The sequence below is a fragment of the Terrabacter aerolatus genome (assembly GCF_007991735.1).
GTDB lineage: Bacteria > Actinomycetota > Actinomycetes > Actinomycetales > Dermatophilaceae > Terrabacter > Terrabacter aerolatus.
In genome coordinates this window covers 193,844-216,224 of the sequence record NZ_BJYX01000002.1, presented here as the reverse complement: position 1 = coordinate 216,224, position 22,381 = coordinate 193,844, and the positions used below count along the sequence as shown (strand labels likewise).

The 22,381-nt window shown below is 72.7% G+C and carries 24 protein-coding genes; 9 read left to right on the top strand and 15 right to left on the bottom strand.

All coding sequences use genetic code 11. From position 1 onward, the window contains the following. Window positions 1–24 precede the first annotated feature (24 nt). From mutM to TAE01_RS03340, 8 genes are all read right to left on the bottom strand, one after another. Window positions 25–885: a bifunctional DNA-formamidopyrimidine glycosylase/DNA-(apurinic or apyrimidinic site) lyase gene (mutM, locus tag TAE01_RS03375; RefSeq protein ID WP_147063388.1), complete on the bottom strand. Its 861-nt coding sequence runs from the start codon at window positions 883–885 to the stop codon at window positions 25–27. A gap of 5 nt (window positions 886–890) precedes the next feature. After that, complete coding sequence (gene rnc / locus TAE01_RS03370; protein ID WP_246111109.1) at window positions 891–1,718, bottom strand: ribonuclease III; 828 nt, start codon at window positions 1,716–1,718, stop codon at window positions 891–893. Window positions 1,719–1,737: 19 nt separating this feature from the next. Then, complete coding sequence (gene rpmF, locus TAE01_RS03365; RefSeq protein WP_147063386.1) at window positions 1,738–1,932, bottom strand: 50S ribosomal protein L32; 195 nt, start codon at window positions 1,930–1,932, stop codon at window positions 1,738–1,740. 1 nt (window position 1,933) lies between these two features. Continuing rightward, a complete protein-coding gene (locus TAE01_RS03360; protein WP_147063612.1) occupies window positions 1,934–2,509 on the bottom strand; it encodes a YceD family protein in 576 nt (191 codons plus the stop codon). Window positions 2,510–2,598: 89 nt separating this feature from the next. Beyond that, complete coding sequence (gene coaD, locus TAE01_RS03355; protein WP_147063383.1) at window positions 2,599–3,087, bottom strand: pantetheine-phosphate adenylyltransferase; 489 nt, start codon at window positions 3,085–3,087, stop codon at window positions 2,599–2,601. A gap of 36 nt (window positions 3,088–3,123) precedes the next feature. Further along, a complete protein-coding gene (rsmD, locus tag TAE01_RS03350; RefSeq protein ID WP_147063381.1) occupies window positions 3,124–3,705 on the bottom strand; it encodes a 16S rRNA (guanine(966)-N(2))-methyltransferase RsmD in 582 nt (193 codons plus the stop codon). 1 nt (window position 3,706) lies between these two features. Beyond that, on the bottom strand, window positions 3,707–5,965 hold the full coding sequence (locus TAE01_RS03345; protein ID WP_147063379.1) for an ATP-dependent DNA helicase RecG: 2,259 nt from the start codon (window positions 5,963–5,965) through the stop codon (window positions 3,707–3,709). A 1-nt stretch (window position 5,966) separates the two neighbouring features. After that, entirely contained in the window at window positions 5,967–7,727 is a 1,761-nt protein-coding gene (locus tag TAE01_RS03340; protein ID WP_147063377.1) for a DAK2 domain-containing protein, read from the bottom strand. A gap of 156 nt (window positions 7,728–7,883) precedes the next feature. On the opposite strand from TAE01_RS03340, the gene TAE01_RS03335 reads away from it, so the two are divergent. Together TAE01_RS03335 and rpmB are read left to right on the top strand one after the other, a co-directional pair. Further along, a complete protein-coding gene (locus TAE01_RS03335; protein ID WP_246111108.1) occupies window positions 7,884–8,669 on the top strand; it encodes a fructosamine kinase family protein in 786 nt (261 codons plus the stop codon). A gap of 179 nt (window positions 8,670–8,848) precedes the next feature. Continuing rightward, a complete protein-coding gene (rpmB, locus tag TAE01_RS03330; protein WP_020142801.1) occupies window positions 8,849–9,037 on the top strand; it encodes a 50S ribosomal protein L28 in 189 nt (62 codons plus the stop codon). Between the two features lie 220 nt (window positions 9,038–9,257). Here the strand turns inward: rpmB and thiL are convergent, their stop codons facing one another. Then, the gene (thiL, locus tag TAE01_RS03325; protein WP_147063610.1) at window positions 9,258–10,226 is read right to left on the bottom strand and encodes a thiamine-phosphate kinase; all 969 of its coding nucleotides are present in this window, start codon (window positions 10,224–10,226) and stop codon (window positions 9,258–9,260) included. Between the two features lie 217 nt (window positions 10,227–10,443). Between thiL and TAE01_RS03320 the strand changes: the two genes are divergently transcribed. After that, window positions 10,444–10,677, top strand: coding sequence for an Lrp/AsnC family transcriptional regulator (locus TAE01_RS03320; protein WP_147063373.1), 234 nt, complete (start codon window positions 10,444–10,446; stop codon window positions 10,675–10,677). A 61-nt stretch (window positions 10,678–10,738) separates the two neighbouring features. After that, window positions 10,739–11,134 carry a hypothetical protein gene (locus TAE01_RS03315; RefSeq protein ID WP_147063371.1) on the top strand — a complete coding sequence of 132 codons (396 nt, stop codon included), beginning with the start codon at window positions 10,739–10,741 and terminating at the stop codon, window positions 11,132–11,134. Between the two features lie 56 nt (window positions 11,135–11,190). Here the strand turns inward: TAE01_RS03315 and TAE01_RS03310 are convergent, their stop codons facing one another. Further along, complete coding sequence (locus TAE01_RS03310; RefSeq protein WP_147063369.1) at window positions 11,191–12,330, bottom strand: D-alanine--D-alanine ligase family protein; 1,140 nt, start codon at window positions 12,328–12,330, stop codon at window positions 11,191–11,193. Between the two features lie 49 nt (window positions 12,331–12,379). On the opposite strand from TAE01_RS03310, the gene TAE01_RS03305 reads away from it, so the two are divergent. Together TAE01_RS03305 and TAE01_RS03300 are read left to right on the top strand one after the other, a co-directional pair. Next, window positions 12,380–13,465: a trans-sulfuration enzyme family protein gene (locus TAE01_RS03305; RefSeq protein ID WP_147063366.1), complete on the top strand. Its 1,086-nt coding sequence runs from the start codon at window positions 12,380–12,382 to the stop codon at window positions 13,463–13,465. Window positions 13,466–13,563: 98 nt separating this feature from the next. Continuing rightward, a complete protein-coding gene (locus TAE01_RS03300) occupies window positions 13,564–14,169 on the top strand; it encodes a phosphatase PAP2 family protein (protein ID WP_147063365.1) in 606 nt (201 codons plus the stop codon). A gap of 61 nt (window positions 14,170–14,230) precedes the next feature. Here TAE01_RS03300 and TAE01_RS03295 read toward each other — a convergent pair whose 3' ends face one another. Together TAE01_RS03295 and TAE01_RS03290 are read right to left on the bottom strand one after the other, a co-directional pair. Next, window positions 14,231–15,232: an NAD(P)H-dependent glycerol-3-phosphate dehydrogenase gene (locus tag TAE01_RS03295; protein ID WP_147063363.1), complete on the bottom strand. Its 1,002-nt coding sequence runs from the start codon at window positions 15,230–15,232 to the stop codon at window positions 14,231–14,233. Further along, complete coding sequence (locus tag TAE01_RS03290; protein WP_147063361.1) at window positions 15,229–16,029, bottom strand: lysophospholipid acyltransferase family protein; 801 nt, start codon at window positions 16,027–16,029, stop codon at window positions 15,229–15,231. Before TAE01_RS03290 ends, TAE01_RS03295 begins: the two co-directional genes overlap by 4 nt. Window positions 16,030–16,144: 115 nt before the next feature. On the opposite strand from TAE01_RS03290, the gene cofC reads away from it, so the two are divergent. Next, window positions 16,145–17,014: a 2-phospho-L-lactate guanylyltransferase gene (gene cofC / locus TAE01_RS03285; RefSeq protein ID WP_147063359.1), complete on the top strand. Its 870-nt coding sequence runs from the start codon at window positions 16,145–16,147 to the stop codon at window positions 17,012–17,014. Between the two features lie 114 nt (window positions 17,015–17,128). On the opposite strand, the gene TAE01_RS03280 is transcribed toward cofC, so the two are convergent. The 3 genes from TAE01_RS03280 to leuC all read right to left on the bottom strand — a co-directional run bounded on the left by TAE01_RS03280 (window position 17,129) and on the right by leuC (window position 20,227). Then, on the bottom strand, window positions 17,129–17,905 hold the full coding sequence (locus TAE01_RS03280) for an HU family DNA-binding protein (RefSeq protein ID WP_147063357.1): 777 nt from the start codon (window positions 17,903–17,905) through the stop codon (window positions 17,129–17,131). A gap of 285 nt (window positions 17,906–18,190) precedes the next feature. Further along, window positions 18,191–18,784: a 3-isopropylmalate dehydratase small subunit gene (gene leuD / locus TAE01_RS03275; protein WP_147063356.1), complete on the bottom strand. Its 594-nt coding sequence runs from the start codon at window positions 18,782–18,784 to the stop codon at window positions 18,191–18,193. 3 nt (window positions 18,785–18,787) lie between these two features. Then, entirely contained in the window at window positions 18,788–20,227 is a 1,440-nt protein-coding gene (leuC, locus tag TAE01_RS03270; protein ID WP_147063354.1) for a 3-isopropylmalate dehydratase large subunit, read from the bottom strand. A 153-nt stretch (window positions 20,228–20,380) separates the two neighbouring features. Here leuC and TAE01_RS03265 point away from each other — a divergent pair, with 153 nt between their 5' ends. Next, window positions 20,381–21,133: an IclR family transcriptional regulator gene (locus TAE01_RS03265; protein WP_020142814.1), complete on the top strand. Its 753-nt coding sequence runs from the start codon at window positions 20,381–20,383 to the stop codon at window positions 21,131–21,133. A gap of 173 nt (window positions 21,134–21,306) precedes the next feature. Beyond that, window positions 21,307–22,323: a L,D-transpeptidase family protein gene (locus tag TAE01_RS03260; RefSeq protein WP_246111107.1), complete on the top strand. Its 1,017-nt coding sequence runs from the start codon at window positions 21,307–21,309 to the stop codon at window positions 22,321–22,323. The last annotated feature ends 58 nt before the right edge of the window (window positions 22,324–22,381 follow it).

Here is a 22,381-nt window from a genome sequence, read left to right as displayed (position 1 = left end):
CAGCCCGTCCCCCGTCCTCGACGGTCAGGACGGGCTGCGGCGTCTCGGTCGTGGCTGGCAGACCGGGCAGGAGAACGACGAGCGGTTCATGAAGTGCTCGCGCCGCATGATGGTGCCGCACCGGTCGCACGGGGTGCCGGCCCGGCCGTACGCGTGGAGCGAGCGGTCGAAGTAACCGCTCGCGCCGTTGACGTTGACGTAGAGCGAGTCGAAGCTCGTCCCCCCGTGCCCGAGCGCCTCGGCCATCACCTCCCGGGCGTGGTCGAGGATGCGTGACAGGGTCGGCTTCGTCAGCGCCGAGCAGAGCCGTTCGCCGTGCACCTGCGCGCGCCACAGGGCCTCGTCGGCGTAGATGTTGCCGATGCCCGAGACGAGGGACTGGTCGAGCAGGGCGCGTTTGACGGCGCTCTCACGCTGCTTCATCCGGCGCACGACCGAGGCCTGGTCGTAGGCGGACTCGAACGGGTCGGGCGCGATGTGGGCGACCGACTCGGGGATGCCGTCCGGGCGCAGCGGCGAGAGCGCGAGACCGCCGAAGGTGCGCTGGTCGACGAAGCGCAGCTGCGGTCCGCCGTCGTCGAAGTCGAACTGGGCGTGACAGTGCTTCTCGAGCGGCGCATCCGCCGGCTCGACGAGCATCTGGCCGCTCATGCCCAGGTGGACGATGAGCGCGTCCTCACCGTCGAGCGCCAACCAGAGGTACTTGCCGCGGCGGGAGGCCGCGGTGACCGTCACGTCGTGCAGACGAGCCGCGAGGTCGTCGGGACCGGCGTCGTGGCGACGGGCCACGCGCACGCCGGTGATGCGGGCGCGCGTGACGTGCCGACCCACGACGTGGTCGGCGAGGCCACGACGGACGACCTCGACCTCGGGCAGCTCGGGCACGCGGCTCAGCCCTCGGACGAACCCGCGGCTCCGACGCTCGGCTCAACGGCCGGGTCGGTCGAGCTGCCGCGGCCCACCGAGGTCGCGGCGTTCACGGGCGTGCGACGGGCGTCGAGGGTGTGCCAGGCCTCCTTGGCGGCCTTCTGCTCGGCCTCCTTCTTCGACCGGCCGTGGCCCTCACCGAGGACCTCCTCGCCGACGACGACCCGGGCGTGGAACTCCTTCTCGTGGTCCGGCCCCTGCTCGGCGACGCGGTACTCCGGTGAACCGAGGGCCGATCCCGCGGCCATCTCCTGCAGGCTGGTCTTCCAGTCGAGCCCGGCACCGAGCGTCGCGGCCTCCTCGATGAGGGGGTCGAAGTGGTGGTGCACGAAGCGCGCGGCGAAGTCGATGTCGGTCGAGAGGAACACCGTGCCGATGAGCGCCTCGAGGGTGTCGGCCAGGATCGAGGCCTTGTCACGCCCGCCCGTGGCCTCCTCGCCCTTGCCGAGCATGACGTACTGCCCGAGGTCGAAGGTGCGCGCGACGTCCGCGAGGGCACGCATGTTGACGACCGCGGCGCGCAGCTTCGCCAGCTGCCCCTCGGCGAGGTCCGGGTGCTCGCGGTACAGCGAGTCGGTGACGACGAGGCCCAGCACGGAGTCACCGAGGAACTCGAGACGCTCGTTGTTGGGCAGTCCACCGTTCTCGTAGGCGTACGAGCGGTGCGTCAGGGAACGCAGGAGCAGCGGCTCGTCGATGTCCTGGCCGACCACCTCGTGGAGGTGGGCGATCAGAGCATCGACGGGCCGCTGCGGCACCGCCGGAACACCCCCAGCGCCAAGGTCGCTCATGGGGCTGCTCACGGTGTGATCAGGCCTGGTGCTCGGTGCGCTCGGCAACGGAGTAGTGACGGCCCTTGTACGTGCCGCACGAGGGGCACGCGATGTGCGGCTGGGTCGCCGCACCGCACTGGGGGCACGTGGTGAGCGTCGTCGGCGTTGCCTTCCAGTTCGCGCGACGCGAACGGGTGTTGGAGCGCGACATCTTCCGCTTCGGGACAGCCACGTCAGTTCCTCTTCTCTTGCGGGTCGTCGCTCAGCAGTCCACTGAGGGACGACCACCTCGGGTCGATCACTTCATGATGATGGTCCGGGTCCTCCGCGAGGTGCATCCCACACTCGGAACACAACCCCGGGCAGTCCGGCCGGCACACCGGTTGGAACGGCAGCGTCGGCACGACAGCGTCCCGGAGCACGGGCTCGAGGTCGATGAGGTCACCGACCAGCTCGTGCACCTCGTCCTCGTCCGAGTCGGCGCCCACCTCGTGGTGGTGCGCCGCCCGGTCGGCATAGGCGAACAGCTCCAGGAAGGTCCCCTCGACAGCGAGCTCGAGGGGATCCAGGCACCGCACGCAGACGCCGGTCGCCGTGCCACTGACCGAACCCGTCACGAGGACACCTTCGACGACGGACTCGAGCCGCACCTCGACCTGCACCGGATGACCGGCAGGGATCGAGATGACGTCGGTTCCGAGGTCTTCGGGCAACGTCACCGTGCGCGAGAGCTCCAGCATCGTGCCCGGTCGCCGAACGAGCTCCCTGGTGTCGAGCACCAGAGAAGAACGGGGATCGGGACGGTCCATGGCTCCTGCGAACAGTAGAGGATTCGGCCCGCGCCAAGACGGACGTGGACCGACCTCCAAGGGTACTGGAGGGGGGCCGTGCACCCAAATCAGGCGAGACGATCGCCCAGCGCCGCGAGGACGGGGTCCGGCACGAGACCGCTGACGTCGCCGCCGTAGCGCACGACCTCCTTGATGAGCGAGCTCGAGACGTGCTGCAGGGTCGGGTCGGCCGCGAGGAAGAGGGTCTCGACGCCCGTGAGGTGGTGGTTCATGTGCGCCATGGGTAGCTCGTAGGCGAAGTCGGTCCCGCCGCGCAGTCCCTTGACCATCGTCGAGGCCCCGACCTCGCGGCAGACGTCGACGACGAGCGTGCCGGCCCAGGCCCCGATGCGGACGTTGGGCAGGTGTCCGACCGACTGCCGGATGAGGTCGATGCGCTCGTCGACGGTGAACGTGCCCTGCTTGCTCGGGTTGTGCAGGATCGCGACGACGACCTCGTCGAACAGCCTGCTGGCCCGGGTCACCACGTCGACGTGACCGTTGGTGATCGGGTCGTAGGAGCCGGGGCAGACACAGCGGCGCGCTTCGCTCGTCACGCGGCCCAACCTACCGTCCGGCTGTGTGCGGACGGCTCAGGCCACGACCTCGCGTGGCGGCGGCTCGGCGAACCACATCGCCGTCTCGCCGTAGCGCTTCTCGCCGGACAGCTCGAGCCCCTCGGGCCAGGTGGGCTGGGGCGAGCGGCTCGATCGCTCCACGACGACGAAGGCGTCGGACGCGAGCCACTGCCGCTCGACGAGGGTCGCGAGCACGGAGGCCAGGGCGTCCTCGGGCACGTCGTAGGGCGGGTCGAGCAGGACGAGGTCCATGCGCACCCCGCCCGGCGGCCCTGACGCCAGAGCGCGCTCGACGGTGTCCGCGAGGACCCGGACGCCCGGACGCCCCACGACCGCCACGTTGCTGCGGATGACCTTGGCCGCGGCCTGGTGCGACTCGACGAGCAGGACGAGCGCCGCCCCGCGACTCGCGGCCTCGAGGCCGAGGGCTCCGGAACCGGCATACAGGTCGAGCACGTTGGCCCCGTCGAGCAGGCCGCGGTGCTCGAGACGGCTGAAGAGCGCCTCACGCACGCGGTCGGACGTGGGTCGCGTCAAGGACCCCGGCGGGGTCTGGAGCCGTCGCCCGCCGGCGACGCCGCTGATGATCCGTGTCATCTCATCCTCGCTCGAGCCATACGGCCTGGTCCTCGTCGAGGCGCATCGCCACCGCTGCGGCGAGCGCCGGGTGCTCGCGCAGCCCGGGGTCCGCGTCGACGAGGGCGAACGCGTCCTCCCGCGCGTCGGCGATGATCTGCTCGTCCTCGACCCGGCCGAGACGCAGGTGCCGCACGGAGTTGCCGCGACCGCTCTGGCGCGCGCCGAGCACGTCGCCCTCGCGCCGCAGCATGAGGTCGGCTCGGGCGAGCTCGAACCCGTCGGTCGTGGCGGCCACCTGGTCGAGGCGCTCGGCGGCCCGCTCCCCCGCGCCCTGGGTCATGAGCAGGCAGAGCCCCGGCACCGCACCACGGCCCACCCGGCCGCGGAGCTGGTGCAGCTGCGAGATGCCGAAGCGGTCGGCGTCGACGACGACCATGACCGAGGCGTTCGGCACGTCGACGCCGACCTCGATGACGGTGGTCGCCACGAGCACGTCGATCTCGCCCGCGGCGAAGGCGCGCATGGTGGCGTCCTTGGCGTCGGGGTCGAGGCGCCCGTGGAGCACCTCGAGCCGCACGCCCTGGAGCGCCGGTGTGGCCCGCAGCGTGCTGAGCATCGCGTAGACGCCGGTGAGCTCCTTGGCGGGCGCGTCCTGCTCGCCCTCGGGGGCCGCGCCGTCGTCGTCCCAGTGGGCGTCCCACCCGGCGTCCTCGTCCGAGGTGTCCCGGGACGTCGCGGCACCCGAACCGCTCTCGTCGTCGGCGTCGCCGATGCGGGGGCACACGACGTATGCCTGGTGTCCCTTCGCGACCTCCTCGGCCACCCGCTGCCAGGTGCGGTCGACCCACCCGGGCTTGTCGGCGTCGACGACGTGGGTGGCGATCGGTGAACGCCCCCGGGGCAGCTCGCGGAGCGTGGAGGTCTCCATGTCGCCGAAGACCGTCATGGCCACGGTGCGCGGGATCGGCGTGGCCGTCATGACGAGCACGTGCGGAGGCCGGATCCCCTTCTCGCGGAGGGCGTCTCGCTGCTCCACTCCGAACCGGTGCTGCTCGTCGACGACGACGAGTGCGAGGTCGGCGAACTGCACGTGCTTCTGGATGAGGGCGTGGGTGCCCACGACGATGCCCGCGCCGCCCGAGGCCGCGTCGAGCAGGGACCGGCGACGGGCCCCGGCGTTCTGGCTGCCCGTGAGCAGGGCCACGGTCGTGCCGAACTCCGAGCCGCCGAGCATCCCGCCCTGGGCGAGGTCGCCGAGCATCGCCGTGATCGAGCGGTGGTGCTGTGCCGCGAGGACCTCGGTCGGTGCGAGCAGGGCGGCCTGACCACCCGCGTCGATGGCGGCCAGCATCGCCCGGAGCGCCACGACCGTCTTGCCCGAGCCCACCTCACCCTGGAGCAGCCGGTGCATCGGACGCTCGGACGCGAGCTCGGACGCGAACACCTCACCGATCTCACGTTGGCCCTGGGTGAGCTCGAAGGGCAGGCGGGCGTCGAAGGCAGCCAGCAGCCCGCCGGGTCGAGGGAGCCGCGGTGTGCCGAGCTCGGCCTCGGCGGCCTTGCGGCGCTGGGCGAGGATCGTCTGGAGGACGAAGGCCTCGTCGTACTTGAGCCGGTCGAGCCCCCGCGACGGGTGGTCGTCGACGGCGGGCCGGTGGACGAGCTCGAGCGCGACGGCCCGGTCGACGAGGCCGCGCGCCACGCGTACCTCCTCGGGTACGGGCTCACGGATGCGGTCGACCGTGTCGAGCGCGGTGTGCACGAGCTTGCGCAGGCGCAGCGAGTTGAGCTTGCCCGTCGTGGAGTAGACCGGCACGCGGTGGGTGCGGTACCACTCCACGGCGGCTTCTCCGGCCTCCTCGTCGTCGAACAGCTCGTACTCCGGGTGGGTCAGCTGGAGGCGCCGACCGTAGGCGCCGATCTGCCCGACGAAGAAGCCGCGCACGCCGGGCTTGAGCTTGCCCTCGTGGCCGTAGGCGCTGAAGAACGTGACGTCGAGCTCGTTGCCCAGGTCGTCGCCGATGACGACGGTGAGCATCTTTCCCCGGCGGTTGCGCATCGACCGGGTCGCGGCGGTCTTGACCTCGGCGACGACGAGGACGTCCTCACCGACGTGCAGCGACGAGAGGTCGGTGAGCTGGCCGGGCCTGACGTAGCGGCGGGGCACGAACTCGAACAGGTCGGCGACGCTGAGCAGGCCCTTGGTGCGGGCGAGCTGCTCCGCCTCGTTCTTCTTGACGAGCTTGGTCAGGGGCGAGTCCTCGGTGAGCACCGGCACGTCACTCCACCCCCAGCAGGACGGGGTAGACGGCCTGGCCGCCGTCGATGAGCGACACCTCGATGCCGTGCTGCTCGCGCCTCGCCTCGTCGGCCACCGCCTGGAGCAGCCCGTCGGGCGCGTCGACGCCGGCGACCACGGTGACGAGCTCGCCGCCGCTCGCGAGCAGCCGACGCACGACCTCCCGCGTCACGAGGAGCTGGTTGGCGCCGACGATGACGACGTCGCCGTCGACGACGCCGAGCACGTCCCCCGCCTCGCACGGTCCACCGCTCGTCAGGGCGGCACGGTTGGCGACGGTGACCGCACCGTGCCGGGTCGCCGAGGCGGCCTCCTGCATGGCGAGCACGTTGGCCGAGGCGGGTGCCGACCGCTCGAAGACCGCGAGCGCCGCGATGCCCTGGACCGCGGTGCGCACGTGCACGAGGTGCGCCTCGATGCCGTCGTCGGCGACGGCGCGCACGGCTGCCGCCGCGGCGAGCAGGGTGTCGCCGTCGTTGGGCAGCACGACGACCCCGGAGGCGCCCCGGGCGTGTTGCTCGCGGATCGCGCCGATGAGCCCACCGGTGGAGGCACGACGGCCGGGGCCGGAGCGCACGACCACGGCGCCGGCGTCCTCGAAGAGGCCCTCGAGCCCGACGCCTGCCGCGCACGCGACGATCGCGGCACCCGAGCGCGGGGTCGCGCCGGCACCGTCGTCCCGCTCGAAGCGGGCTCCCGTGTCGTGCCCGTCGGTGAGCCGCGTGATGCGGATCCGGTGCGGTCGTCCCGCCTCGATGCCGGCCTCGACGGCGGCCCCGGCGTCGTCGACGTGCGCGTGGACGTTCCACTCCCCGTCCCCGCCCACGACGAGCACCGAGTCGCCGAGCTCGACGAGTCGGGCGCGGAGGCTCTCGACGACGGCGTCGTCGGAGTCGGCCAACAGGTACATGACCTCGAACTCGGGGATGGCCTCGGTGTCGGGGCTCCCCCGGCGTCCTGCGCCGAGGGCCGCGCTCGCGGTCTCGGGCCGGCGCCGGGAGCGCCGGTCGGTGGTGTCGGTCCCCGAGCTGGCCCGGTGCCCGGCGCACACCCGCTCGAGACACTCGAGCAGCACGACGAGCCCGGCGCCACCGGCGTCGACGACCCCCGCACGCGCGAGCACCTCGAGCTGGTCCGGGGTGCGGGCGAGCGCCTCCCGCGAGGCCTCGACGGCAGCCAGGGCGACGGGGTGGACGCCGACGGGGGCGTCACCGCCGGTGTCACCGCCCGCGGTGGCCGCGGCACCGGTGTCGTCGGCCACCGCGGCGCAGGCGCCCTCGGCGGCCTGGGCCATCGCGCTGGCGACCGTGAGGATCGTCCCCTCCTTGGGGTCCGTCACCGCCTGGCGAGCCCGGGCCTCGGCCTGGCGGAGAGCCACGGCCAGGACCCGCCCGTCGATCTCGGCGGCTCCCGCGCACCCCTCGGCCAGACCGCGCGCCAGCTGGCTGAGGATGACGCCCGAGTTGCCGCGGGCGGTCCACAGCAGGTGCTTGGCGAAGACCGACAGCAGGGCGTCGGCCGTCGTGACGTCGCTCGTGGCGAGGGTGCGCTCGACCGCGCCGTCGAAGGTGAGGTAGAGGTTCGTCCCCGTGTCGCCGTCGGGCACCGGGAAGACGTTGAGGGCATCGATCTCGGCCCGGCGGGCGGCGAAGAGCGAGCGGGTCAGCACCGCCCACCGACGGACGGCGACGAGGTCGAGCAGCGTGAGGGGTCCTTCGGGCATCGGCTCGGCGCCGGGCATCGGACCTCCTTCTCGTCGTGCGGGACCTGGCGTCCGGATGTCGGTCCGGAGATCGGACGGGCGGCTGGCCCTGCCGATCCTCGGCAGGCTAGCGCCTCGACCGGACCGTCGCATGCGCCGCTCCGTGCCGGGTGGATGCCGCCGGGTGCGGCTAGCGTGGTCGCCGTGTCGAGCACGTCCCCCGCCCACCACCGCAAGTCGTGGCCTGCGGCGCCCGAAGGCTTCTTCGAGGTCGAGGCGGCCGGCCTGCGCTGGCTCGCCGAGCCCGAGCTGCACGGCGGGGCCCGGGTCGTCGAGGTGCGCGCCGTCGCCGCCGACCACATCGACCTCGCGCGACTGCAGCCCACGCGGCCGACCCCTGCGTCCGCGGAGGCCCTCGGACGCGGGCTCGCGGTCACGCACGGGTCCGGCGCTCCCGCCTTCGGATCCCCGCCGGCCGGCTGGACGAGTGGTGCGTGGATCGGTCGCCAGCGCCAGAGCAACGACCCCACCCCGACCTGGGGCGCGTTCTACGCGGAGCAGCGGGTGCGTCCCTTCGTGCGGCGGGCCGTCGACCACGGCCACCTCGAGCCTGCCGGCGCGCGCATCGTCGACCGGGTCTGCGACCGCCTCCTCGCCGGCGACTTCGACGACAGCCGGGCTCCGGCCCGGATCCACGGCGACCTCTGGTCGGGCAACGTCGTCTTCACCGCGCAGGGCGCGGTCCTCATCGACCCGGCCGCGCACGGCGGCCACGGGCTCACGGACCTCGCGATGCTCGCCCTCTTCGGGTGCCCCGGCCTCGACCGTGTCGTCGCCGCCTACGAGGAGGCCGCCGGGCTGGAGCGGGGGTGGCGAGAGCTCGTCGAGCTGCACCAGCTGCACCCCCTCGCGGTGCACGCGGCGTCCCACGGCCCTGCGTATGCCGTGCAGCTCGTCGAGTCGGCCCGCGTCTTCGCGTGACCGGGTCCGGGCGCTGGGGCGGCAGCCCGCATCGCCGTTTTGTCGTCCGAGCGAGTCGTCGGCTACTCTTTACCGGTTCCCCCCGTGCACTGCGGGGTGACGCGCGCCCTCGTGTGCGTCGACCCGATCCGGTGGTGGAGCACAGCATTTCGTCGACATCGAACTTTCAGGAGATACCCGTGGCTGCCAACTGCGACGTCTGCGGCAAGGGACCGAGCTTCGGTCACAACATCTCGCACTCGCACCGCCGCACCAAGCGCCGCTGGAACCCCAACATCCAGCGCGTTCGGACGCTGGTGGACGGTGTGACGCCGAAGCGACTCAACGTCTGCACCTCCTGCCTCAAGGCGGGCAAGGTCGTTCGCTGAGCGAACCCTCACCAACGTCGAGAGGCCGGTTCCCGTAAGGGGCCGGCCTCTTGTCATATCCGGCGCGACGGACGCCGTGACCGACGCCGTGACCGGCGAAGGCCGGCGGCCGAGGTCTCCGCGCACACGGCACACCCCGTCGTCTCGTCTGCCACGTCGTGGCTCCGGCCGGTCGGCCGGTCGGCAGGTCGCGGTGGATCCAGGACCTGCCGCCTCGCGCTCACGCGTCGCGGAAGTGGTCCCACCCCGTGTGGGCGACGGCGCGCCCGGCCACGACGATGCCGGGCGCCTCGCCCCCGGCCGGGTCCCGGACCGAACCGATGGCTCGCCACCCCTCCGGGAGCGAACCGGTCGGGAAGGTGGCGAGCAGCGAGTGCTCCTCCCCTCCGGCGAGCACGCAGTCGAGGGCGGCCTCGGCCCCGAGCGCCCCGCTCAGGGCGGCGACGTCTGGCGCGAGCGCCTGCGGGACGAGGTCGATGACGACGCGGCTCGCGCGCGCGATCCGGCCCCCGTCGCGCAGCAGACCGTCGCTGAGGTCGAGCATCGCGGTGGCGCCTGCGGCGGCCGCCTCCGGACCGGCGGCGAGCGGCGGCTCGGGACGGCGCTGACGCTCCACCGCCACTGGCAGCAGGTCGACGGTGTCGGCCTGGAGCAGTCGCAGCCCGGCGTCCGCCAGGCCCAGCGAGCCCCGGACCGCGAGGACGTCGCCGGCCCGGGCCCCGGAGCGCAGCACCGGCTCGCCGTCGAGGCGCCCGAGGGCCGTGACCGAGACCATGACGACGCCGGCCGGCGCCGACGACAGGTCTCCGCCGAGTACCGCCACCCCGGCCGCGAGGCAGGCCTCGGCGAGACCGCGCACGTGGTCGAGCACCCACTCGAGCGAGAGCTCGGGGTCGGCGACGAGCGTGACGAGGACACCGGTGGGATGGCCACCCATGGCCGCCACGTCGGCGAGGTTCTGGGCGACGACCTTGTGACCGATGTCGGCGCCCGACGACCAGGCGTCGAGCCAGTCGCGGCCGAGGACGACGGTGTCGGTCGTGGCGATGACGCGCCCCGAGGTGTGCAGGACGGCCGCGTCGTCACCGGGCGCGACGACGAGGTCCTTGCTCGCCGGGAAGCCGGGCAGGATGCGTCCCAGCAGCTCGTCCTCGTCGAGCGAGCGCAACGGGGTGCCACCCGTCATCATCGGCCCCCGTTCGAGCCGTCGGACGTTCGGCACGGTCACACACCCTTCCGGTGGACGGCCCTCGCCGGGCCCGGTTTCCAGGGGACGTGGAGCCCCATGGCAAGGTAGCGTCAGGGCACGGTCACAGTCACACTGGGACCTGCCGTTCCGACCGGTCCGTGCGGGCCCTCGCGCCCACGCACGGCCGACCAACGATCGACACACAGTGAGGTGACACGTGGTCCAGGCCTACATCCTGATTCAGACCGAAGTCGGCAAGGCCGCGAGCGTGGCGGAGCAGATCGCCGGGATCTCGGGCGTGACCCTCGCCGAGGACGTGACCGGTCCCTACGACGTCATCGCCCGCGTGGAGGCCGCCAACGTCGACGACCTGGGCCGCCTCGTCATCGCGAAGCTCCAGGACGTCCCCGGCATCACCCGGACCCTGACCTGCACGGTCGTCCACGTCTGAGGCCGGCCCCCTGACCGGACGCCTGTTCCCCACGACGGCGGCGCTCATCGGCGCCGCCGTCGTGCTGTCCGCGTGCACCCACGCGCCCGAGGTCGCCCTCGCCCCGCAGGCGTCGGCTCCCGTGTGCGCCTCCGCCGCGTGGCCCGCCTCCGTCAGCGGGAACACCCGAGCGGCGACGCAGCCCGAGGACCCGTCCGTGGCCGCCTGGGGCGACCCCGCGATCATCGCGCGCTGCGGCATGGACCCCCTCGCACCCACGACGCAGGACTGCGTCACCGTCGACGGTGTCGACTGGGTGGTGCGCCCGCTCAGCGACGGGTCGGCGGCCACGACCTACGGCCGCGACCCGGCCATCGAGGTGCTCGCCCCCGGCACCTACGGTGCGGTGCCGCTGCTGCTGCCGGCCTTCACGGCCGTGGCGAGGTCACTGCCCGCCAACGGGCGCCACTGCTCCTGATCGCGTATGCCGGGTGGCCGGCTGCCGTGGGGCGGGTGCAGGCGCGGCCGGGTCGGTCAGCGCAGGCCGGTGCGGCGCTCGAGCGCGAGCGAGATGAGCTCGTCGATGAGGTCGGGGTACTCCAGGCCCGAGGCCGCCCACATCCGCGGGTACATCGAGTGCGGCGTGAAGCCGGGCATCGTGTTGATCTCGTTGATGACGACCCGGCCGTCGGCGGTGTAGAAGCAGTCGACGCGGGCGAGCCCCTCGCACCCGAGGGACTCGAACGCCTCGGCCGCCAGGCGCCGCACCTCCTTGGCGACCTCCTCCGGCACGTCGGCCGGGCAGCTGAGGTCGACGTCGGCCTCAGCGAGGTACTTCGCCTCGAAGTCGTAGAAGGCGTGGTTGTCGTGGATGGCGATCTCGCCGACCTCGGAGGTGCGCGGCCCGGAGGTGCCGTGGCCCTCGAGCACCGCGCACTCGATCTCGCGCCCGACGATGCCCTCCTCGACGAGCACCTTGGGGTCGTGCTCGCGGGCGACCTCGATGGCGGCCTCGAGGCCGGCGGGGTCGTCGACACGGGTGATCCCCATGGAGGACCCGGCGCGGGCCGGCTTGACGAAGAGGGGGTAGGTCAGGCCGGCGCAGGCGTCCATGGCCGCGGCGCGGTCGGTGCGCCACGCGCGGTCGGTGATGACGGCATACGGCCCGACGGGCAGGCCGTGCCCGGCGAAGACGAGCTTCATGTAGTGCTTGTCCATGCCCGCCGCGGACGCGAGGACGCCGGAGCCGACGTAGCGCACGTCGGAGAGCTCGAGGAAGCCCTGGAGGGTGCCGTCCTCGCCGAACGGGCCGTGGAGCAGCGGGAAGACGACGTCGACCTGGCCGAGCTCCTGCGGGGGCTGTCCGCTCTCGAGGACGGTCAGGGAGGTCTCGCGCGTCGAGAGTGGCAGGACGACGTGCGCGGCGCTCGGCTCGACCTCGGGCGTGCGCCCGGCGGTCAGCTCGAAGCGGCTCGGGTCGTCGGCGGCGAGGACCCACTGGCCGTCGCGGGAGATGCCGATGGGCACGATGTCGTACTTGCTCCGGTCGATGGCGCGCAGGACTCCGGCGGCCGTGGCGCAGGAGACGGCATGCTCGGAGGAGCGGCCTCCGAAGACGATGGCGACGCGGGGGCGGCGGCTCGGCTGGTCGGGCTGGGGCTGGTCCGTGGTCATCAGACGAGACTCTATCCCGCCTCGTGGGCCCCGCTCGTACCCTGACGTCGTGGTCAGGGAAGAGGACTCGCAGCAGCTGCAGGTGGAGACGTTCCTCGTGGCGTCCGGTCGTCCCGAGCGCTCCCCCGGGGCCTCGGTCAACGTGGGTGTCGAGCTGACGTCCACGTATGCCGCGGACGGCGTCGTCAACTACGCCCGGTCGGGCAACCCGACGTGGAACGCCTTCGAGGAGGCTCTCGGCGGTCTCGAGGGCGGGCGTGCGCTCGTGCACGCCTCGGGAATGGGCGCCATCTCGGCGGCCCTGTCCCTGCTGCCCGCCGGCGGCACCGTGGTCGCCCCCGACACGACCTACAACGGCACCGGCGACCTCCTCGCGGCCCACGAGCAGGCCGGCGGGACCGTCGTCCGGGTGCACGCCACCGACACGGCCGGATTCCTCGCCGCCCTCGACACCGCCGAACTCGTGTGGCTCGAGTCGCCGACGAACCCGCTCATGGACGTCATCGAGCTCGACGTCGTCCTGGCGCGCGCCCGCGAGGTCGGTGTGACGAGCGTCGTCGACAACACGCTGTCGACACCGTTGCTCTGCCGCCCCCTGTCCCTCGGCGCCGATGTCGTCGTGCACTCGGTGACGAAGTACCTCTCCGGGCACAGCGACGTCGTGCTCGGGGCGACGGTCGTCGGCGACACCGAGCGCGGGCGCGAGCTGGGTGAGCGCCTGCGCCGGCACCGCACGCTGCACGGCGCGATCGCCGGCCCGATGGAGGTCTACCTCGCCCTGCGCGGGCTGCGCACGCTGTCGGTGCGGCTGGAGCGTGCGAGCGCCAACGCCGCCGAGCTCGCCGCCCGCCTCGAAGGACACCCTTCGGTCGCGCGCGTCCGCTACCCCGGTGCGGGCGCCATCCTGTCGATCGACGTCGCGGGTGACGCCGACGCGGCCGAGCGGGTGTGCGCCGCGACCCGGGTGTGGCTGCACTCGACGAGTCTCGGGGGCGTGGAGTCGCAGGTGGAGCGCCGCCGCCGCCACCCGTCCGAGTCCACGCAGGTGCCCGAGAGCCTGCTGCGCCTCTCGGTGGGGATCGAGAACGTCGAGGACCTGTGGGCCGATCTCGACCGGGCGCTGTCGGCCGTCTGAGCCGCCCGCTCTGAGATTCTCCCCAGAATCCTCGGGAAGGGTGGGCCCTTCGCCGCGGGCCGACCGCGGCCGTCGCCTCCCCCGCGAAGGACCCGCCCGTGAGCAACCTGCTCGACCTCAGCACCGCCCTCTTCCTGCGCGTCAACGACTTCGCGCGGACGTCGACCTGGCTGCACGGCCCCGCCGTCGCCTACGCGACGTACGGGCTCGTCGTGTTCGCCGCCCTCCTGGTCGTGGGAGTGTGGCAGCGGCGCAGCTCGGGTGACCGCGAGCTCGCGGCCGCGGTCTGGGCCGGCCTCGGAACCCTCGTCGCCGTCGGGGTCAACCAGCCCGTGTCGGCTCTCGTCGCGGAGGCCCGGCCGTATGCCAGCCACCCCTCCGTCCTCGTGCTCGTGGACCGGACGACCGACTGGTCCTTCCCCTCCGACCACTCGGTCATGGCCGGGGCCGCCGCGATGGGGCTCCTCCTCGTCTCGAGGCGGCTGGGCGCCGTCGCCGCGGTGGCGGCCGTGCTGATGGCCGCGGTGCGCGTCTACGTCGGCGCGCACTACCCGCTCGACGTCGTGGCCGGGCTCCTGCTCGGCGCCGTCGTCATGGGCCTCGGGTGGCTGCTCGTGCGTCGTCCGCTCACCCGGCTCGTGCACCACGGGCGGGCGCTCCCGGTCGTCGACCGCGTGCTGGCGCCCACCGCACGGGAGGCCTGAGCGCCCGACGCGTCCTCCGGCGGTCCCCTCGCGTCGGCGCCGGCACGGGGACGCCCGACGGTCAGTGCTTCTCGGCCTTGAGGTCACGCGACATGAGCCGCGGGCCGACCTCGCTCGCCGAGTGGCCGTCGCGGATGACCGCCACCACCTGCTCGCAGATGGGCATGTCGACGTCGTGCTGCTGGGCGAGCGTGAGGATCGACTCGCACGACTTGACGCCCTCCGTCGTCGTGCGCAGCTCGGCCGTGGCCTCCTCGACGGTCATGCCCCGCCCGAGACGCACCCCGAAGCTGTGGTTGCGTGACAGAGGGGACATGCAGGTGGCGATGAGGTCACCGACACCGGCGAGGCCCATGAACGTCTGAGGGTGCGCCCCGAGCGCGAGGCCCAGACGCGTCGTCTCGGCCAGGCCGCGCGTGATGATCGTGGCCTTGGTGTTGTCGCCGAAGCCCATCCCCTCGGCCATCCCGGACGCCAGGGCGACGACGTTCTTCGTCGCCCCGCACACCTCTGCCCCGGTCACGTCCGTGTCGGTGTAGGGGCGGAACCACGGCGTCGCGCACGCCGCGGCCACCCGCTCGGCCGTCGCCATGTCACGACAGGCGACGACACCACCGGCCGGCTGCCGGCGGGCGATCTCCGGGGCGAGGTTCGGACCCGACACGACGACGACGCGGTCCTGCTCGACGTCGGCCGCCTCGGCGATGACCTCGCTCATCCGCATCGTCGTCCCGAGCTCGACGCCCTTCATGAGCGAGACGACCGGCGCTCCGGACGGGATCGCACCGCCCCACTCGACGAGGTTGTCGCGCAGCGTCTGCGAGGGCACGGCGAGCACGACGACCTCGGCGCGGTCGAGCGCCTCGGCGGGATCCACCGTGGCACGCACCGTCCGGGGCAGGTCGAGCTCCGGGAGGTAGGCCTCGTTGCGTCCCCCGTTGATGGCCTCGGCCACCTCGGACCGGCGGGCCCACATCGTCACGTCGCAGCCGGCGTCGGCCAGGATCATCGCGAACGCGGTGCCCCAGTTGCCGCTGCCCAGGACGGCGACCTGCGTCGTCACGCCCCGTTCCCGTCCGGATCGGCCGGCGGCTTCGGCCGCCCGATCTCGTGGTGCTTCAACGGGTTCCCGATCTCAGGGACACCGTGCGTGCGTGGGTCGAACCGCTCCGTGGGCCGCTTCTCGCCCCGCAGCTCCTCGAGCAGCCCGGTGATGCGGTCCATGAGCCGGTCGGTCGCCTCGCGGAGGACCTTGGTGTCGATCGGCCGGTCGTAGAGGTCGGACAGGTCGACGGGCGGACCGGCATACATCATCATCGTCTTGCGCGGGAAGAGCGAGGGCCGGTGCCCGTAGGGCGACAGGATCTCCTGGGCACCCCACTGCGCCACGGGCACCAGGGGGCAGTGCGTCTCGAGGGCGACCCGCGCGGCGCCCGTCTTGCCGCGCATCGGCCACAGGTCCGGGTCCCGGGTGATGGTGCCCTCGGGGAAGATGCCGAGCGCCTTGCCGGCACGCACGCCCTCGACGGCAGCGCGGTAGGAGTCGGTCGCCGCCGCGGAGTTGCGGTAGACGGGGATCTGGCCGCACTTCTTGAGCAGCCACCCGACGACCGGGATCGCGAAGAGACTGTCCTTGCCCAGGAAGTAGGCCTCGCGTCCGCTGTCGAACATGAAGTGCGCGAAGACGAGCGGGTCGGCGTAGGAGATGTGGTTGGTCGACACGACGAAGCCGCCCTCGGCCGGGATGTTCTCGAGCCCACGCCAGTCGCGCTTCGTCACCCGCATCAGGAGGGGCCGGAGCACGAACGCCACGGCCCGATAGGCCCAGGGCAGTCGCCTCCTGCGTGCACCGGCAGTCACGTGGTCACGTCCTTCTCGTCGTGCGCACGCCGGTCGACGTGGGCTGGGCTTCATCTTGTCCACCTCGCGGCGCGGTGTCGAGCAGCACCGCGGCGAGTGGGACGATATCGCCAGCATGACGACCTCACCGCACACGCCCCCCACGGCACCCCGGTCCTTCGAGTGGCACGTCGTGGTCCCCGTCAAGGACACGACCCACGGCAAGTCCCGCCTCGCGCGCGCGGTCGGCTCCGACCGCGCGGACCTCAGCGCGGCCATCGCCACCGACACGCTCTCGGCCGCCCTCGAGGCCGTCGGCGCGGGACGCCTGGTCCTCGTCTCCAGCGACGTGGTCCTGTCCGCCACGTGGCGGGACAAGGGGGTTCGGGTGGTGCCCGACCCGGGCAGTGGGCTCAACGACGCCATCCGGGCCGGTATGCGTGCAGCCGGCGAGGGCGCCCACGTCGCGGCCCTGCTCGGCGACGTCCCCGCCCTCGACGCCCGCTCCCTGAGGGCCGCTCTGGACGTCGCGGGGCTGCACGAGCAGTCGTTCGTGCCGGACGCGGACGGGACCGGCACGGTGCTGCGCTGCGGTCGTGGCTTCACGCCCCGCTTCGGCGCCGCCAGCGCGTCGCGCCACGAGGCCGACGGGGCCCAGCGCCTCGACCTGCCGCTCCCCCGCCTGCGCACCGACGTGGACGACGCCCGGAGCCTCTCCCGTGCCCGGGGCATCGGCCTGGGGCCGGCGACGCGAGCCGTCCTGCGCCACCGGGCATCTGGTTGGATCAGGAGCATGCAGGCCACGGTCCACCGCTTCGACCCCGAGACCCACACCGGCAGCGTGCTGCGCGACGACGGCGTCGAGCTGGCGTTCGAGGCGCTCGCTTTCGACACCAGCGGTCTGCGGCTGCTGCGCCTCGGCCAGCGACTCACGGTCGAGGTCGTCGACGACGTCGTGGTCGCCCTCCGCATCGTCGGAGTCGGTCCGGGGCAGCCGATCCGCTGACGACCGGACGGTCCGTACCGCTGCCCACCCCCTGACGCGGGTGTGGGCCCGGCCGTCAGTCGGCCGGGCCCACGTCGTGCGAGCGGCGACCCGGCGCGGGCGCCGCTCCGTTCGTCACCTGGAGGCGGCCTTCTTCGTCGTGGCCTTGCGGGTCGTCGTCTTCTTCGCCGCGGTCGTCTTCGTGCCCGCGGCCTTGGTGGCCGTCGTCTTCCTGGCGGTGGCCTTGGCGGGCGCGGCCTTCGTGGCGGTCGCGCGCTTGGCCGGGGCGGCCTTCGTCGCCGCAGCCTTGGACGTCGCCGTCGTCCGCTTCGCGGTCGTCTTGGCCGGCGTGGCCTTCGTCGCCGTGGTGCGCTTGGCCGGGGCGGCCTTGGTCGCCGTCGTCCGCTTGGCGGCGGCCTTGGCGGGAGCAGCCTTCGTGGCGGTCGCGCGCTTGGCCGGGGCAGCCTTCGTCGCCGCCGCCTTGGACGTCGCCGTCGTCCGCTTCGCCGCGGCCTTGGCCGGGGCGGCCTTGGTGGCGGTGGCGGTGCGCTTGGCCGTGGTCTTCTTGGCCGGCGCGGCAGCGGTGGAGGACCCGGCGGAGGCGCGCGAGGCGGCGGACTCGGTCTTGGAGAGCTTCTTGGCGCCCGACACGACCTCCTTGAAGTTCGTGCCCGAGCGGAACTTCGGGACACGGGTCTTCTTGATCTTCACGGTCGCCCCCGTCTTCGGGTTGCGGCCGGTGCGCGCGGCCCGGTCGGCCCGCTCGAAGGTGCCGAAGCCGGTGATGCCGACCTTGCCGCCCCGGGCGACCTCGCGGATGACGACGTCGAGGAACGCCTCGAGCGAGTCGGAGGCGACCTTCTTGCTGCCGAGCTTGGCCTCGAGTGCGTCGATCAGTTCTGCCTTGTTCACGTCTTCCCCTCCAGAGGACTGTCGGTGTCAGGCGACCCGACGATGTGAGTCCGGAACCGGTCCGGCTACTTCCCGACGTTAGGCCGCCATCGCGGGCACGTCCATCACCACTCAGTGGGTTTTTCGTTGTGTCGCAAGGACTTTGACGGGTTTTGCCGGCCCTGGGTGAGGGTCCGGGACACCTCTCCACCGTGACGGCCTGGGCCGGATATGACAACGGATCCCTTTGTGAGACAAAGGGATCCGCTGAAATTTGGGGACTGCGAAGCAGTCCCGGGCCGACGGTCAGGCCGGGCTGGTGACCGGCTTGTGGCTCGGGCGGCGCGACTCGAAATCCGCGACGAGATCCTCGTGTCGGAGGGTCAGTCCGATGTCGTCGAGCCCCTCGAGCAGGCGCCAGCGGGTGTAGTCGTCGATCTCGAAGGGCGCCACGATCTCGCCTGCGCGGACCGAGCGCGCCACGAGGTCGACCGTGATCTCGGCGCCGGGGTTGTTCTCGAGGTACTTCCAGATGAGCTCGACGTCGTCCTGCGAGACGATCGCCGTGAGCAGCCCCTGCTTGCCGCTGTTGCCCCGGAAGATGTCGGCGAAGCGCGAGCTGATGACGACCCGGAAGCCCCAGTTCATGAGGGCCCACACGGCGTGCTCGCGACTCGACCCCGTCCCGAAGTCGGGTCCGGCCACGAGAACCGAACCGTTCGCGTACACAGGGTTGTTGAGGACGAAGGACTCGTCCTTGCGCCAGGCGGCGAAGAGCCCGTCCTCGAAGCCCGTGCGCGTCACGCGCTTGAGGTACTCGGCGGGGATGATCTGGTCGGTGTCGACGTTGCTGCGGCGCAGGGGGACGCCGACGCCGGTGTGGGTCTCGAACGTGTCCATGGCTCAGGCCTCTCCGGTGGTGGCGGACGCGAGCTCGCCCGGGTGCGCGGCGTCGAGGTCGGCGGGGCTCGACAGGGTGCCTCGGACCGCGGTGGCGGCGGCGACGAGGGGGCTGACGAGATGGGTGCGACCGCCCTTGCCCTGACGGCCCTCGAAGTTGCGGTTGGAGGTCGAGGCGCTCCGCTCGCCCGGGGCGAGCGTGTCGGGGTTCATCCCGAGGCACATCGAGCACCCCGGCAGGCGCCACTCGGCGCCCGCGGCCGTGAAGACCCGGTCGAGCCCCTCGGACTCGGCCTGCAGGCGCACCTTGGCGGAGCCGGGGACGACGAGCATGCGCACACCGTCGGCGACCCGGTGGCCGCGCACGACGGCGGCCGCGGCGCGCAGGTCCTCGATGCGTCCGTTGGTGCACGACCCCACGAAGACGGTGTCGACCTTGATGTCGCGCAGCGGCGTCCCCGGCTCGAGCCCCATGTAGGCGAGGGCGTTGGCGGCGGCGAGACGGTCGCTCTCGTCGGCGAACCCCTCGGGGTCGGGCACCGAGGCGGAGAGCGGCAGACCCTGGCCCGGGTTCGTGCCCCACGTGACGAACGGAGTCAGCTCGGCGGCGTCGAGGTCGACCTCGGCGTCGAAGACCGCGTCGTCGTCGGAGCGCAGTGCGGTCCACTCGGCGACCGCCGCGTCCCAGTCGGCGCCGGTGGGCGCGTGCGGGCGTCCCTGGAGGTAGTCGAAGGTGACCTGGTCGGGAGCGATCATGCCGGCGCGGGCGCCGGCCTCGATCGACATGTTGCAGACCGTCATCCGGGCCTCCATCGACAGGGCCTCGATGGCCTCGCCGCGGTACTCGATGACGTAGCCCTGGCCACCGCCCGTGCCGATCTTGGCGATGACGGCGAGCACGACGTCCTTGGCCGTGACGCCGTCGGGAAGCGCACCGCGCACGTTGACGGCCAGCGTCCGGAAGGGCTTGAGGGGCAGCGTCTGCGTGGCCAGCACGTGCTCGACCTCGGAGGTGCCGATGCCGAACGCGAGCGCACCGAAGGCGCCGTGGGTGGAGGTGTGGCTGTCGCCGCAGACGACGGTCATGCCCGGCTGGGTGAGGCCCAGCTGCGGGCCGACGACGTGGACGATGCCCTGGTCGGCATCACCCATCGGGTAGAGACGGACCCCGAACTCCTCGCAGTTGCGTCGCAGCGTCTCGACCTGGATCTTCGACACGGGGTCGGTGATCGGGCCGGGCGTCGTGGGGACGTTGTGGTCCTCGGTCGCGAGGGTGAGGTCGGGGCGACGCACGGGGCGGCCGGCGAGCCGCAGCCCGTCGAACGCCTGGGGAGAAGTGACCTCGTGGAGGAGATGGAGGTCGATGTAGAGGAGATCGGGCTCCCCCTCGGCGCGACGAACGACGTGTGCGTCCCAGACCTTCTCGGCCAGTGTCCCTGCCATGACTCCCTCTGACTTCCCTCCGCGACGGCGTTCCGATGCCCGAGCGGCGCGCGCCATCGAGGACCGGGTCGCGACATCGCTCTTTGCAAAGACTGAACCTTTTATGGGTGAGGTGGATTGACGTCTCAGTGCCTGAGACGTCAATATCAGTGCATGGACAACTCTTCTGGGGTCGGCGTTCTCGACAAGGCCGCCACCGTGCTGGGCGCCCTCGAGGCCGGACCGGCCACGCTCGCCCAGCTCGTCGGCGCCACCGGGCTCGCGCGACCGACCGCCCACCGCCTGGCGGTCGCGCTCGAGCACCACCGCCTCGTCTCACGCGACATGCAGGGCCGCTTCGTGCTCGGCCCACGGCTCGGCGAGCTGGCCTCCGCCGCCGGCGAGGACCGACTGCTCGCAGCTGCCGGCCCCGTGCTCGGAGCGCTGCGCGACCACACGAACGAGAGCGCGCAGCTCTTCCGCCGCCAGGGCGACCAGCGCATCTGCGTCGCTGCGGCCGAGCGCCCCGTCGGGCTGCGTGACTCGATCCCCGTGGGGGCCACGCTCTCGATGCTGGCCGGCTCCGCCGCGCAGGTCCTGCTCGCCTGGGAGGAGCCGGACCGGCTGCACCGCGGCCTGCAGGGCGCGGCCTTCACCGCGACCGCGCTCTCCGGTGTCCGGCGACGCGGCTGGGCCCAGAGCGTGGCCGAGCGCGAGGCCGGCGTCGCATCGGTGTCGGCGCCCGTCCGGGGCCCGTCGGGCCGCGTCGTCGCCGCCGTCTCCATCTCCGGCCCGATCGAGCGCCTGTCGCGCCAGCCCGGTCGCCTCCACGCCGCGACGGTCGTCGCCGGTGCCAACAAGCTGACCGAGGTGCTGCGCCGCCACCACGCGATGCAGCAGCAGCAACAGCAGCAGCACAACGCCTGACCGGCACCGGCTGCCGGTCCTGGCCGGCCGACCTGGACCTGGACCTTGCCTGCGCAACGGATCGGTCACGATCCGCGCTCCGACGACGGCCGTGACAACCACGGACCCCCTCATCGCGTCACTCTCGGTGCAGTGCAACGACGCACGGCACGTCGCGTTTCGGACAAGGGGTCATGATGCAGGCTGCCAGCTCACCGTCCCGCGCCACCGCACGGGTGCGGCGCACCCTCGTGCTCGCAGGCGCCGTCGCGCTGGTCGTCGCGTCGACCGCGTGCACCCCCGACCAGCAGGGCGCCCCGGCCGCCGGCGGGCCGGTGACCCACGTCCCGGCCAGCGGTACGCCTGACGCGCCCTCGACGACGACCCCGTCCGCCAGCGCGAGCACCGGGCCCTCGAGCCCTCCGACGAGCACCCACTCCAGCGTGCCCGCGGGCCGTCCCGCGAGCACCCCCACCACGGCAGCGCCGCCGTCCTCCGCGGCCCCCACCCGGACGGCGCCGAACCCCACGGCGACGGCCGTCCCCCCGCCCGCCCCCGTCGTCGTGCTCCGCCCCGGCGACTCGGGCCCGAAGGTCCGCGCGCTCCAGGCCCGCCTGCGTCAGCTCCGCTGGCTCGAGGGCGACGTCGACAACGACTACGGGGCGAGGACGACGACGGCCGTGCGCGGCTTCCAGGCCAAGCGCGGCTTCGACGCCACCGGCGTCCTGGACGAACGCACGTGGGACAAGCTCGTGGCGATGACCCACGCCCCGACCACCGACGAGCTCGCGAACGTCCGGCCCACCCCGGTGCAGCCGAAGCCCGGCGCCCTCTCGTGGGACGTCGACGAGCGATGCCTGAAGGGCCGCGTCATGTGCGTCAGCAAGACGACCAGACAGCTCACCTGGGTCGTCGACGGCGTGCCCCAGTACGGCTTCGACGTCCGGTTCGGCAGCGACGAGCTGCCCACCCGCGAAGGCGTCTTCTCCGTCTACAAGAAGCAGGTCGACGTCATCTCGAACCTCTACCACACGCCCATGCCGTACTCGATGTTCTTCTCCGGCGGCCAGGCGGTGCACTACTCCTCGAACTTCGCCAGGCTCGGCTACGCCGGCGCGTCGCACGGGTGCGTCAACGTGCGCAACAAGCCCCTGCTGATCCAGCTCTACAACGAGGTGCGCGTCGGCGACAAGGTCGTCGTCCACTGGTGAGGGGCCGCCGAGCACCCCGACGTAGGCTGACGGGGTCACTCCCCCAAGGCCCGAAGGA

What these genes read in the sequence shown, in the direction of transcription:
- rnc (WP_246111109.1), bottom strand. Translation starts at nt 1,718, where the DNA reads ATGAGCGACCTTGGCGCTGGGGGTGTTCCGGCGGTGCCGCAGCGGCCC.
- TAE01_RS03360 (WP_147063612.1), bottom strand. Translation starts at nt 2,509, where the DNA reads ATGGACCGTCCCGATCCCCGTTCTTCTCTGGTGCTCGACACCAGGGAG.
- rsmD (WP_147063381.1), bottom strand. Translation starts at nt 3,705, where the DNA reads ATGACACGGATCATCAGCGGCGTCGCCGGCGGGCGACGGCTCCAGACC.
- TAE01_RS03340 (WP_147063377.1), bottom strand. Translation starts at nt 7,727, where the DNA reads ATGCCCGGCGCCGAGCCGATGCCCGAAGGACCCCTCACGCTGCTCGAC.
- thiL (WP_147063610.1), bottom strand. Translation starts at nt 10,226, where the DNA reads ATGATGACGGGTGGCACCCCGTTGCGCTCGCTCGACGAGGACGAGCTG.
- TAE01_RS03310 (WP_147063369.1), bottom strand. Translation starts at nt 12,330, where the DNA reads ATGACCACGGACCAGCCCCAGCCCGACCAGCCGAGCCGCCGCCCCCGC.
- cofC (WP_147063359.1), top strand. Translation starts at nt 16,145, where the DNA reads ATGACGACCTCACCGCACACGCCCCCCACGGCACCCCGGTCCTTCGAG.
- leuD (WP_147063356.1), bottom strand. Translation starts at nt 18,784, where the DNA reads ATGGACACGTTCGAGACCCACACCGGCGTCGGCGTCCCCCTGCGCCGC.
- leuC (WP_147063354.1), bottom strand. Translation starts at nt 20,227, where the DNA reads ATGGCAGGGACACTGGCCGAGAAGGTCTGGGACGCACACGTCGTTCGT.
- TAE01_RS03265 (WP_020142814.1), top strand. Translation starts at nt 20,381, where the DNA reads ATGGACAACTCTTCTGGGGTCGGCGTTCTCGACAAGGCCGCCACCGTG.
- TAE01_RS03260 (WP_246111107.1), top strand. Translation starts at nt 21,307, where the DNA reads ATGATGCAGGCTGCCAGCTCACCGTCCCGCGCCACCGCACGGGTGCGG.